This window comes from Polaribacter cellanae (genome assembly GCF_017569185.1).
Classification (GTDB): Bacteria; Bacteroidota; Bacteroidia; order Flavobacteriales; family Flavobacteriaceae; genus Polaribacter; species Polaribacter cellanae.
In genome coordinates this window covers 3207574-3220520 of the sequence record NZ_CP071869.1, presented here as the reverse complement: position 1 = coordinate 3220520, position 12947 = coordinate 3207574, and the positions used below count along the sequence as shown (strand labels likewise).

11 protein-coding genes are annotated in these 12947 nt (G+C 28.5%); 1 reads left to right on the top strand and 10 read right to left on the bottom strand.

Annotation, left to right across the window (positions count from 1 at the left end):
- The first annotated feature begins 1 nt into the window (after position 1).
- Entirely contained in the window at positions 2-1432 is a 1431-nt protein-coding gene (locus tag J3359_RS14420) for a DUF3526 domain-containing protein (RefSeq protein WP_208077612.1), read from the top strand.
- 189 nt (positions 1433-1621) lie between these two features.
- Here J3359_RS14420 and J3359_RS14415 read toward each other — a convergent pair whose 3' ends face one another.
- The 10 genes from J3359_RS14415 to J3359_RS14370 all read right to left on the bottom strand — a co-directional run bounded on the left by J3359_RS14415 (position 1622) and on the right by J3359_RS14370 (position 12903).
- Complete coding sequence (locus tag J3359_RS14415) at positions 1622-2029, bottom strand: hypothetical protein (RefSeq protein ID WP_208077611.1); 408 nt, start codon at positions 2027-2029, stop codon at positions 1622-1624.
- Positions 2030-2033: 4 nt separating this feature from the next.
- Positions 2034-4247 (bottom strand): peptidase domain-containing ABC transporter, encoded by a 2214-nt coding sequence (locus tag J3359_RS14410; protein ID WP_243765930.1) that lies wholly within the window; start codon positions 4245-4247, stop codon positions 2034-2036.
- On the bottom strand, positions 4240-4812 hold the full coding sequence (locus J3359_RS14405; protein ID WP_208077610.1) for a hypothetical protein: 573 nt from the start codon (positions 4810-4812) through the stop codon (positions 4240-4242). Before J3359_RS14405 ends, J3359_RS14410 begins: the two co-directional genes overlap by 8 nt.
- The gene (locus J3359_RS14400) at positions 4805-5908 is read right to left on the bottom strand and encodes a hypothetical protein (RefSeq protein WP_208077609.1); all 1104 of its coding nucleotides are present in this window, start codon (positions 5906-5908) and stop codon (positions 4805-4807) included. Before J3359_RS14400 ends, J3359_RS14405 begins: the two co-directional genes overlap by 8 nt.
- Positions 5889-7001, bottom strand: a complete 1113-nt coding sequence (locus J3359_RS14395) for a hypothetical protein (protein ID WP_208077608.1) — start codon at positions 6999-7001, stop codon at positions 5889-5891. Before J3359_RS14395 ends, J3359_RS14400 begins: the two co-directional genes overlap by 20 nt.
- Before the next feature lie 2 nt (positions 7002-7003).
- Positions 7004-7396 (bottom strand): hypothetical protein, encoded by a 393-nt coding sequence (locus J3359_RS14390; protein ID WP_208077607.1) that lies wholly within the window; start codon positions 7394-7396, stop codon positions 7004-7006.
- A 220-nt stretch (positions 7397-7616) separates the two neighbouring features.
- Entirely contained in the window at positions 7617-8864 is a 1248-nt protein-coding gene (locus J3359_RS14385) for a radical SAM protein (RefSeq protein ID WP_208077606.1), read from the bottom strand.
- Between the two features lie 17 nt (positions 8865-8881).
- Positions 8882-10141, bottom strand: a complete 1260-nt coding sequence (locus tag J3359_RS14380; RefSeq protein ID WP_302850188.1) for a radical SAM protein — start codon at positions 10139-10141, stop codon at positions 8882-8884.
- A gap of 90 nt (positions 10142-10231) precedes the next feature.
- Positions 10232-10414 (bottom strand): hypothetical protein, encoded by a 183-nt coding sequence (locus J3359_RS14375; RefSeq protein ID WP_208077599.1) that lies wholly within the window; start codon positions 10412-10414, stop codon positions 10232-10234.
- A 77-nt stretch (positions 10415-10491) separates the two neighbouring features.
- Positions 10492-12903: a TonB-dependent receptor domain-containing protein gene (locus tag J3359_RS14370; RefSeq protein WP_208077597.1), complete on the bottom strand. Its 2412-nt coding sequence runs from the start codon at positions 12901-12903 to the stop codon at positions 10492-10494.
- Between the last annotated feature and the right edge of the window lie 44 nt (positions 12904-12947).

Genomic DNA, 12947 nt, shown 5'->3' with positions numbered 1-12947 from the left:
AATGTTTACATATAATTTTAAATACGAACTAACCTCTTTACTAAGAAGTAAATGGTTGGTTATTTTAGCTATAATTCTATTAATTATAGTGCTTTTTGCAGGCAATAACGGACAAGAGAGAGTAGACAAACGTTTGGTGGATATTCAAAAAATTACTGCTAAAACAAATTTAGAAGATCAACACACTTTACAAATCTTAGATTCTATCGAAAGAGGTTTTACAGTAACTACAGATAGTTGGGATCTGCCCAACAATCCTATGAATTTTGCGATGGAAAATTCTCGGGTTGCAGCTCTGTATCCTAATTCATTCACGTTTATTTCTGTAGGACAAAGTGATTTATTTGCTCATTTTGTACAACCAAAAATATTTGGAGATAATTTTGCCCAAAACTATTCAGAATTGTCAAGTCCTGTTCAGTTATTGTTTGGTAGTTTCGATCTTGCATTTGTAATAATTTATATTTTACCGTTATTAATTATTGCTTTTAGCTACCATATTCTTTCTGAAGAAAAAGAATACGGTTCCCTAAAACTATTGGCATCGCAACCCATTTCTATTTTTAATTGGCTTCTACAAAAAGTAGGTTTTCGATTTTTCTGGCTTACCTTAATTACACTCTTTGTTTTAAGCATTACTTTTATTGTAAATGGTTTCGATTTTAGTACTAATTTAAGTGGTTTTTTATCCTTATTATTACTTGTAACTTCTTACATTTTATTTTGGTTTGTAATTGCCTTATTAGTGAATATTTATATTGGTAATTCTGCAAAAAATGCAGTAAGTTTATTGGGTATTTGGGTGTTTATTATCTTACTACTTCCTGCAACAATTAGCCAATTGAGTAATGTATTTTATCCGATTCCTTCTAGAGCAAAATTGTTAACTGAAGCCAGAAAGATTAAAGATGAAGCTGAAAAAAAACAAGATAAGATTTTAGATAATTTCTTAAGAGACCATCCTGAATATGCTTCTAAAGACGGACAAACAAATTACACTTTTTGGCATAAATACATTGCATCTAAAAAATTAGTTGATGAGGAATTGAGTCCGCTTTTGGAATCGTACAACAACCAATTACAAGAACAACAAAAATGGATTGGAAACTGGCAATATGTGTCTCCAACGATTATAATGCAACAAAGTTTTAATAATTTTGCAGGCACTTCAACAGCTCATTACCAAAATTATAGAACACAAGTAATTGAGTTTTCTAACACTTGGAAAGACTTTTTTATTCCTTTGGTGTATAACAATAAAAACTTTAAAAGTAGTACTTATAAAGATTTGCCGAAGTTTAATTATAAGCCACCAAAAAGTGCATCAGCAACTATAAATACAATTGTAATCCTTTTATTTTCGGGACTTATTATTGGTCTTAGCTATCTAATTTTTAATAAAAAGAAGAAAAAAGGAACGCTTATAGATTAATCAATAAAAATAAAGTGTATTGTTAGGCTTGAGTTTTCTGAAGTTTATTTTAGAAAACTCAAACTTTTTTAGTACCATAAAATATTTTTTTGTTATCGTTGACCTCTCGTATTTTTGATTCCATCTCATAAAGACAAAACTATAAACAAATTCAAAACCTTACAATATGCTGTTTGCCGAAGGCTTACATTAATTTATATTACCTATAATTATTTCTAATAAGCTCTTTTTTTGGTATATATCAACTTTAACAATACTTTTGTTTTCTAACATATCTAAATAATCAGGTGAGATTTTGATAATTATATTTTTTTTGTTTGTGATAATATTTAGGTTATTTATTTTAATTGGTTTTGAACCTCCTATAAGTATATATTCAATTTCCTCAATATCAATTTCGTTATTTTTACTGAAGGTCAAATACTCAGATTCAATATGAGCATTGGTACTAAATTTATATTGAAAGTGAACTAATTCAATGCTTGAAATAATAACTACAGATACAATTATAGCCATAATTAAAATTCCCCAACGTAGAATCCAACTGGGAATTGATTTAAGAACTTTAGCTGTCTCAGAATCTCTATTTTTTATCAATTTGTTATACTCCAAGCTCTAATTGGTTTTTTATTAGATTATAATATTTTCCTTTATTTCCAACGAGTTCTTCGTGCGTCCCTACTTCAACTACTCGCCCATTATCCATAACAATTATTTGATTTGCATTTTTCACAGTACTTAATCTATGTGCTACTATGACAACAGTTTTTCCTTTATAAACTTTTTCTAAGTTGTTAATTATTACTTTTTCGTTCTCTGCATCAAGTGAATTTGTAGCCTCGTCAAAAAACAAATAATTAGGATTCTTATATACAGCTCTAGCAATTAATAATCTTTGTTTTTGTCCTTGACTTAACCCAATACCGTATTGACCAATTTTTGTATCATATTTTAAAGGTAGTTGATCTATAAAATCATGAATATTAGCTATTTTGCAAGACTCAGTAAGTTTTCTATAATCAATGGACTGGAAATTACTTTCATTTAATCCTATATTATTTGCAATACTATCTGAAAAAATAAAGCTGTCTTGAAGTACAGCTCCACACTTATTTCTCCAATGAATACTATTAATGTTATCTAAATTTGTATTATCAATAAAAATTTTACCATGAGTTGGATTATAAAACTTCAATAACAGTTTTAGTAAAGTGGTTTTTCCACTACCACTAACTCCAACAATAGCTGTAACTTTCTCTTTAGGAATTATCAAGCTTATCTCATTGATAACTGATTCCTGAATTCTTCCAGAGTAAGAAAAACTTAATTTCTCGATTCTTATATTTTGAACTTCATTACCCTCAAAAGTGTTTTCAAAAACTTGCTTTTCATCTTCTTTTTCATGAATCTCTATGAGTCTATCTATACTTAATTTTGCTAATTGCCCTTGAAGAATAAAATTAATTAGTTGACCTATGGGAGCATTCATCTGACCGATTATAAAAATGATAGCCATCATAGAGCCTAAACTTAACTGTCCCTTAATTGTCAAAAATGCTGCAAAAAAGGTAATTAAAATAATTTGAAGATAACTGAAAAAACGTTGTCCTCCTTCTTGAAGTTGGTTCAATTTTAGTTTCTTTAATGAAACATTAAATCTGTTTAATTGGATTCTCTCCCATTCCCATCGCTTTTTGTCTTCAATATTATTTAGTTTTATATCTTGGATACCCGTAATAAGCTCAAATACCTTATTTTGATCTTCAGCATTTAAGGAAAAACTTTTTTGATCCAGAATAGCAACCTTTTTTAGAAAGAAAAATATCCAACTCAACTCTATGACAATACCAGTAAAGAATATTAGAAATATTATTTTACTGAAAACAAACAATACAGCACTAAAGACAAGTAAGCTAAAAACTGAGAATATACTTTTAAGTAGAGAATTTGATATGAACCTTTCTACTCTCTCATGATCTCTTATTCTTTGTGTCAAATCCCCTGTAACCTTATAAGTGAAAAAGCTTATTGGTAGTTTCATGATTTTTACAAAAAAATCAGAAATTATAAATATGTTTATTCTACTACTAATATGAATCAACAAATGCGCACGTAGAAACTCAATTCCAATATTAAGAAGAAATAACACAATCTGTACACCTAAAATAAAAACCAGAAAACTTATATTGCCATTATTAACACCAAAATCTACTATAGCTTTTGTTATAAATGGAAACGCAAACTGTAACAAGCTTCCCAAAAACAGACCTAAAATTAATTGAGAAAGGTGAAATTTATAGAATAAAAAATACTTTTTTATAAAATGAAAAGCATTAAATTTTTTCTGTTCTTTACCAGTGGAATTATTATTGAAAAAGGTTTCTGTTGGCTCTAGTAAAAGAATGATTCCTTTTTGCTCACCATTTAGTTCCTTATTAGGAAGCCAACCTGTTAAAAATTCATTATATGAGTATTTAGCTTTTCCGAATGCAGGATCCGCAACATAAACATACCTATTTGTAATTTTATATACAACAATATAGTGGTTTTGATTCCAATGAGCTATAAATGGGAATGGAGCTTTATTTTTTATTGACTCAAAGTCTGTTTTAACTATCAGAGCTCTATAATCTAGTTTGGTTGCAAGGTTATTTAGCTCGTCTATAGATAGTCCATTATAAGACAGTGTCTCTTTATCTAAATCTGTAAACGTTAATGTCCTTCCATAATATTTACTAATAATTCTTAAGCATGTAGGACCACAGTCTCTATTTGAAACCTGATGAAAAAATGGAAACTTACTTAATTTAATCACTTTTTTTGATATGCTTTAACTCGTTTAAAAAACAATTAGACGCAATATCAATATAATTAAAATAATTAACCGCATCATCCGACAAACTAAAAAAATATATCTCCAATGAGGTTAAACTTGGTCCATCATCTGTTTCGACTTTATCAACTTCTAAAGAGAGATATACATCACAATCCCTATAATTTTTAATTAAATTAATATTTGTCATTGTAATCAATTCAAAGAAAGTCTTTTTTAAAAAACAATACTCCTCATAATCTCTAGGTATAACGCCAATATTTCTAGGTTCATAATCGTTCTCATACTTATGGCCTTCACAACTGGAGTAAGTAATACAATTAAAGGTATTTATCAAGGCTTTAACCTCATTTTTAATTCCAGATTCAATAAAGTCATAAAAATTGATATCATTCACGGATAATAAATGAGACTCTGATACAGAATCACTCCCTACTTTGTTTATATTACCCGAATTTGATATAATAGGAACAACATTGCTTTTTGCATAATTTGATTTAGTGTCCCATTTCTTTATTAAACCCCATAATCCTTTAGCTTTATTCATAATTTATAACCTCACTCTTAACTTTATTAATAGCTTCTAATGTTATTTCTTCCAATTTAATATCTGAATCTAAATTTAGACCCTTAAATCCCTTATAAATGAAATTGATCCTATTTTTTATAAACTCGTTCGAAGTTTCATACGACTTCCAAAAAGTGAATAAACCGTACCAAACAAAGCAAGCTTGAAGAACATTCCGAATATTTAGCATATTACCTGTCCAAGGCGATTGAACATTATACTTTTGAGTAAAGTCTAATTCTGCAGACGGCATCCACGCATTTATCTCATCAATCATAAATAACAAACCATGAATAGCTTCATGTATTACAGCTTCTATGAGAAGTTCATCTCTATGGGATAATGCATTACCTATCAAAACTCGACCTATATATCCTCCACTTGTGCATGAAGAATACTGCTTTTTATTTTGAATTGCCTTAAAATGGATAACATTAATAAAAAGATTTATGAATTCTCGAATATTTTCTTTTGTGTTAATAAATAATTCTTCTAATTTATCTACAATTAATTCAGCTTCATCAAAATTATGAAGCTCTAATTCCTCGTTAGAGTTGTAAGTAAGATAGCTTTCTTTTCCTAAGGAATAATTATAAGAACTAAAAAAATCCAATACTACATTATCAAACAATAAAGGTGATTCATATCTCGAAAAAGTATTATCTTTCGTAAAACGAATACATCCTTTGCCATTTATTGCCCAAACAATATTGTTTTTACTGGAATCAAATCTTTCTTGTTTCCAAATAACTTCAGCATCTAAAAATCGATTAATAGTTGATAGTTGTTCTTCAATACTTCTAATACCAGGTCTATAAACTATATTTAAAAATTTAGGAGTTTTAATTAAATCGAATACTTCTTTATCAGAAAGTAAACTCAATTTGTGGTTTATCTCTTTAACTAAAGAAAATCCATTCTTAATTTCTTTATTCAATAAATCATTTAATTTTTCTTTTGTGTTACTTACAAAAAGTAAAACAATGTTTTTTAATTCCCTAGAATTATCATTTTCAAACTTTAATAATTCTACGGTATTTAGAATTGAATATTTGTTATCTTTTAAAAGTTTCATTTTCGATTTGATATGAATTTAATATTTTATCTTGAATTGCTAGAATCGTATTTTTTGTTTCAATTGGAAATACAATTGAAGTCATTTTTTCAATTTCATTCAATTTTAATCTCTCAAACCCTTTTGTAATGAAATTTAATCGGTTATTAATAAAACCTTCATCATAGAGGCTTTTATCTTTGCAGATTTTCCAAAAATTATATAAGCTATACCAAATAAAAACTGCTTGAGTAAAACTGCGAACTGAAATTAAGTTTCCAGTCCAAAAAGATGCCACCTGATTCCCAAACTTTCTTGAAGACTCAAAGTCAGGCATCCAAGGCTTTAAAACCTCTATCATATAGAGATAAGAGTGAACAGCTTCATGGACTAAAGCTTCAACAATTAACTCCTTAGAGGTAATATGAAGATTAGATAAAACAGTTCGGCCAATATACAAGCCATTTGAGCCAGAACTAAAATAGTTTTCTTTATGTTTTTTAGGAATTATTGTCAAGGTAAATTTTTGAATAAAGTCTAACACATTTTGACATGTGCCTTTTAGCGGACTAATACTAACTTCTAATTTTTGTATAATTGATTCAAATTCTTCATGATCATAATTTTGAATTTGTAGCGAGTCCTTTTCCCCCATTTCTTCATTGTTCATAAGAGAAGAAAAAGGGCTTAAAAAATCTATTGGTATTTTATTTAATAAAAGAGGAGATTCGTAAATAAAAAAATCTTTTTTTTCGTTATCATATGATATAAAAAAGGAGCCATCCGAAGTCCAAAGGTCTTTAAATTCAGGATTTAAAACTTTTTTTGTTTCCTTTGCAACTTCGGCATAGATAAGTTTTTCAACAAGAGAAAAGTTTTCTTTAATAGACTTCTTTTTATATAAAAGAATATGACTCATTTCTGGGGTCATAATAAAAGGATATCCTTTATTTAACAAATCATATTGTGTTATTAAGTTACAGATATTTTTATTATAAAAGACTTCTTTATCTATTTGGGTTTCTATATAGTCTTTGTATAAATAAAATACATTATACCCTTGCTCCTGCTTACCTTCATTAAAGGTAAGAATTTGTAGAATGTCAAAAATCATACTCATATAGTTATGTCTTTAGTGTAGTTTAATATATATTGGCAATTAGCACACGCCTGATATGATCTTTGACTAAACCATTGGCATTCATCTTGAATAACACATTTTTTTAAAGTATTTAATTCATCACCTTTGTTATTTAAACTGCTAAAACTCTCAGGAATTTGACATTTATTGTTCCAATGTTTGCAAGATGATTTCATACATGGATGAGTAAATCGAATATATTTCCTCACCTCATTTTCTTTATTTTTAATAATTGCCTTTAAATTCTTATCGACGTATACTTTTTCATTAAAGTATTCTACTTTTTCATTTTCAACATATCCCAAAACTAATGACCCCTTTAAGGCATCACTATTAGGGCAAAATCGAATATTTTTTTTCTTCTTCAAAATAAATCTTTAGTTTACTGCCTTAAATGGCTTATTTCAGCAGATCTTTCCCATCCTTGATTAACATGAGAACGTGAGTGTCCTTTCGAAGAAGACATATTGTTAATAAAACATTTTAAAGAAGTGTTCAACTCTTCATTGTCACACTTGTCAATGTATTTTTCTAGTAAATTAAAATCTTTTTGTGAAAATTTAAACGAATTCATACTATTATCTATAATTAAAAGTTCTCTAATTCTAACTTTATCGTGTTTCTTGTTTTTTGGAAAGTTTTCAGAAAAACATCATAATCCATTTTTTGGATACCACTTGAATTTATTAAATCAGGAGGAAGGGAGTTAAATAATTCATTTTGGATATGTATTATTAATTTAGCAAGAGTTTTGCAATAAACAGATGGATTGTTGAATCCACTTTCTGAACTATAACGATGAGGTAAATTTCCTCCTCCGCATACGCTCACCAATTCACAAGCTAAACATTGGTCGCATAAATTATTATGAGCCAAGTTATATAACTTAGCTAAATCTGAACTTAGTGCCTGGTCAAAAGAATGAGTTTTTACATGTGCATTATCTTTTGTAAATCCATCGCCACATATTTTTAATACGTCTAAAGCTTCAATAGAACCATCAGTCTCAATAACTAGAGCTTCATTGTTTTCAAGCCCTAAACTATCTAATGATGCTCTACCCCCAAACAACATATGTAATATGTATCGAAACATTCGAATTAAAGGTCTATTTTTTTTATCATGAAACCATTGGTCAAAAACTTTAATTAACCAATCTGCATAATATTCTTCGTATTTTTCTCCCTTACACTTATTCTTTGGAAGTGGGGGTAAACTGTGATAGTTAGAGTCTGGAAGGAGGAAATCTATAGAGGTTACATCTAAAGATTTGAGATGTTCATACGTTTTAATGGGATCAGCATCAATGTTAACAACAGATAAAGTCCCAATTCCATTTGCTACATTTTTTTGAGCAATCTTAAGTCCCTTCAATATTTTATCATAAGCTCCTTTTCCTGAATGATCTATCCTGTAGATATCATTATCATCTTTAGTTCCATCAATACTAATCCCTACAGATATATTTAATTCATTAAATAAGTTACACCAAGACTCATCAATTAAAACTCCATTTGTTTGAATTACAAACCTTAGATGTACACCTTCATTTTTAAATTTTTGTTTTGCTTTGGTAATGAAATACTGATAAAATTCTTTTTTAACTAAAAGCGGTTCTCCTCCATGAAAAATAAACATAAATTCATGAAGGTCATGGGCATGACAATGTTCTTGAATTCTATTTAATAAATCATTTACTATTTCATAGCTCATAGTTTTAGGCTGATTCCTATAAGTACCATCTCCCATATTATACATATAACAATATGTGCAATTCAGATTACATCTACTTGCTACTTTAATAATGACAGTTTTACACTTTAATAGATTATTCATATGCTCTTGCTTACTTCTTATATTGATTCTTCTTTTATAAATGAATATAGCCTCTTATTTATAGCTTTTGGATCAAAAACAGAGATAACATCTAGTGCCTCTTCATAAGTTATTTTTCTTACTTCTACTTGTTTCATCAAGTTACTAGGAATAAGGTCTAGTACAGTATTTTGGATATGGGTTATTAGACACATTAAATCTTCACAATAAACTGACGGGTTATCAAAACCATTTTTTTTAGAATATCTGTGGGGTAGATAGCCTCCTCCACAAACTTTTTGTATTAAACATTTCTGACATTTTTCATTCAAAATCTTATGGCTTTGATGATATAAATTAGCTAAATCTGTCTGAAGTGCTTCATCTACAGAACTATTAAATACATTAGCACCTTCTTTAGTAAATCCTTCTCCGCATATTTTTAAAACATCAACAGCTTCATATCCTCCATTAGTCTCAATTACTAATAGTTCGTTTCCCATTTCTCCTAACGTATCATTTGCAAAATCACCACCTAAAATTGCATCAATCATTCCATTGAAAAATCTAATTCTCGGTTGATCTCTATCTTTAATCCAATAATCAAACATCTTAATTAGCCAAGATGAATATGAAATATTCTTACTTTCTGTTTTGATTATTTCAATTTCATCATAGATGTAATCTGGTAGTAAAAAATCAAAACTTTTGATTCCAAGCCTTTTAAAATGAAGGTATGTTTCTATAGGGTCTGCTTCAAGATTTATTACTGAAAGAACCCCAGTCCTCAGTCCTAAATCCTTATAATTTAATACTCTGTTAAGTCCTTTTATTACATCATCGTAAGACCCTTTTCCAGAATGGTATATTCTATTTTCATCATTATTTTTTTTTTCTCCATCAATACTAATTCCAACAAAAATATTATTATCATGAAATAATTTACACCATTCATCGTCTATTAAAGTACCGTTAGTTTGAACTGTAAATACTGGTTGAATATTTACAGAAAGTAGCACTTCATTTGCCTTGCTTACAAAATATTTAAAAAAATCCTTACCAGCCAATAAAGGTTCACCTCCATGAAAAGAGAATATAGGATTATCATTTATATCTCTTTTAGTAAAATGATCTTTTACCCTATTTAGAAATTGATCAACCGTTTCTTTGGACATAACTTTAGGTTGATTTTTATAAGATGTATCTCCTTTATTGTACATAAAACAATACTTACAATTTAGATTACATCTACTGGCGATTTTTAACACAAATGATTTGCATATCAAAGAGTCTTGCATTTGCTTTAATTTGAATTAGTTGCAGTTTAAAGTAATAGAAAATAGAAGGGTTATTTATCTGTCTAAAGAAAATAATCCCTTCTGAATAGGTTACTTCGCCACCAAAATGGTGCCTCCTGAACTTCTATCCCATGAATCATTAACATGAGAACGAGAATGCCCAGCACCACAAATGGTAGTCAAAGAATCTTTAACAATTTCATTTTGAAAACTGTTAATTGAATTTCGAAGAAGATTTCTCTCTTCTTTAGAAAACTTGAATTTTCCTTTCATAATTAGAAAAATTAAAAATTAATAAATAAACTTTTGTTCCTTTTTGTGTCTTGAACAGAGGACAATATTTTTGATGGCTATAATCTGTTTTTTTCATCTTTAGATCCATCTTTTCTCTTTCTACCTTTAATCTTGGTATTTCCGAACCTATAAGTAAAAGAAAATCGAACATATTGATTTTCTGGATTCTCTCTAAAAATATGATTCTGGAATGCATAGTTAGACTCTAAAGTAAATTTATTCTGATCAAAAATATCGGCTACATAGACTGATAATGTAGATTTATTTTGAAACATTTTTTTCTTTATCCCTACTGAAACTTCAGACCTTCCCCTTATGTCAAATCCTCCTTGAACTTTTGGAGAAAAGTATTGTGCTGTTATTTCAAGCGAAAGGTTGTTTTCTTTTGAAATTGTAAATTCATTCCATAAGTAGGGGTCAAAATTCCAATTATTATTTTTTATAAGCTCATTAGAACTATCAGGTGCTATAAACTCATATTCTCTGTAGTAGACATTAAGATCAAAATAAAGACTCCACCATTTATTAATGTCGAACGAAGTCACAAAGGATAATCCATACCCAATATTGCTATCTAAATTTACAGCATTATACCTAAAAATCTGCTCTTGATTATCTTGTACTGATAATTGAGTAAATGGGTCTTTTGTATGATTAAAATAGCCCGTAAAAAAGTATTTGTTTCTTAAGCTATAAGATAATTCAATATTATCTGAAAAAGAAGGTCGTAAAAATGGATTTCCTTCTATTAAACTAAACGGACTTGAAAAAAATTGAAAGGGGTTTAGCAAAGAGTAATTAGGTCTTCTTATTCTTCGGCTATATGAAAATCCGAATGAATTATTGTCATTTAATCTATATTGTAAAAAAGTAGAAGGGAATAATTCAAAATAATCATTATCGGTAATTTGATTTAGAGTAATTGAATTCCCTAAAGTTTCTGTGTATTCAGCACGTAAACCTAATTTTACAAAAAACTTTTTAAAGTCTTTGTTGTAGGACAAGTAGGCAGCATAAGTATCTTCATCATATATAAATTGATTGCTCCTACTCTCATCAAAAATTAATGATCCAGAATTATCTCGATTAAAATAATCCAAATCATTATTTGTTCTTATAGAATTATACTTAATTCCCGTTTCAAAATAAGAAGTTGAATCAATTGGCTGTGTATAATCTAATTTAGAGCTATATATTTTGATGTCTTGCTTATTATCTGAGGTAAAAAACTCATTTCTATTAAAGCTGTTGCTAGAGTCAAAAAAGTCTGTATTAACGTTTTGATTACCTTCATTTTCGTAATCTGTATAATCAAAGTCAAGCACTAAAGATTGCCCCTTCTTTTTGAACTTTTGTGTAAAATTTAGATTGTATGATAAATTCTGAACATTCCTATCAGAGCTATTATTATTTACAAATAAGGAGTCTAATTCGTTTTGAGTATTAAATACATCCGTTTTAGTTTTGTTAATAACTTGTTGTTTAGGAGAAATATTCCCAACAATTTTCATCCCAATAACACTCTTTTCAGCGATATGGTAATCAAAAGAAGTCCTAAAATTATGAGATAAGTAACTTGTATTTCTGTCAGAATCTTCATTCCAAGAAGAAAAAATATCACCTTGAGTATTCAGAAAATTAATATTACTATTTTCTTGTACATTTCTTTTTCCAATACCAAAATTATAATTTGCAGAAATATTAATCTTATCATCTCTATAAACAACACCTCCACCATTATTTGATTTTGGAAAGACCCCTTGAGTATATCTAGAAAAAACATTCCCATTATAACCTAAACTTTTTTTCTTTTTTAGTGTAATATTTATTATCCCATTTCCTTCAGCATCATATTTAGCAGGAGGATTAGTTATGACTTCTATCGAATTAATTTCGTTAGCAGACATTCCTTCTAACATGTTTTTTAATTCATCAGATGAAAGTTGTACAGGACGTTCGTCTATCATTACTAATACTCCTGATTTCCCAAAAATTTGCAGAGAACCCGATGAAGAGGCTATTACACCAGGGGCTTTAATTAAAACACCCCAAGCATCTCCTTCTGAAAGAATCGTATTATTTACATTAAATTCTATTCTATCTACCTTTCTTTTAATTACAGGCTTCTTAGCAGTTACAACAACTTCATCTAAACTATTCTTACTTTCTTCAAGAATTATAATTCCAAAGTCAAAACTATCATCTAAAGTTATTTCTTTTACCCAATCCTTATACCCTAAAAAACTAATTGATAGTTTATATACTCCTTTTTTAGCTGATAAACTAAATTCTCCTTTTTCATCAGTAATGGTTCCTTTTATAATTTCATTTTTTTGATTGGTCAGTACAACATTGGCAAACTCTATGGCAACATTTGAAGAATCTTTTACAACTCCTTTTAATTCTATTTGAGCATAAGAAGAATAAGAAAAAAGTACAATGAAAAAAGTAGTTCTTAGTAGATTCATTTAAGTTCAATTTTTAGACTATGAATTTATCTTCTTATGTTTAT

What these genes read in the sequence shown, in the direction of transcription:
- J3359_RS14420 (WP_208077612.1), top strand. Translation starts at nt 2, where the DNA reads ATGTTTACATATAATTTTAAATACGAACTAACCTCTTTACTAAGAAGT.
- J3359_RS14405 (WP_208077610.1), bottom strand. Translation starts at nt 4,812, where the DNA reads ATGAATAAAGCTAAAGGATTATGGGGTTTAATAAAGAAATGGGACACT.
- J3359_RS14400 (WP_208077609.1), bottom strand. Translation starts at nt 5,908, where the DNA reads ATGAAACTTTTAAAAGATAACAAATATTCAATTCTAAATACCGTAGAA.
- J3359_RS14395 (WP_208077608.1), bottom strand. Translation starts at nt 7,001, where the DNA reads ATGATTTTTGACATTCTACAAATTCTTACCTTTAATGAAGGTAAGCAG.
- J3359_RS14385 (WP_208077606.1), bottom strand. Translation starts at nt 8,864, where the DNA reads ATGAATAATCTATTAAAGTGTAAAACTGTCATTATTAAAGTAGCAAGT.
- J3359_RS14380 (WP_302850188.1), bottom strand. Translation starts at nt 10,141, where the DNA reads ATGCAAGACTCTTTGATATGCAAATCATTTGTGTTAAAAATCGCCAGT.
- J3359_RS14375 (WP_208077599.1), bottom strand. Translation starts at nt 10,414, where the DNA reads ATGAAAGGAAAATTCAAGTTTTCTAAAGAAGAGAGAAATCTTCTTCGA.
- J3359_RS14370 (WP_208077597.1), bottom strand. Translation starts at nt 12,903, where the DNA reads ATGAATCTACTAAGAACTACTTTTTTCATTGTACTTTTTTCTTATTCT.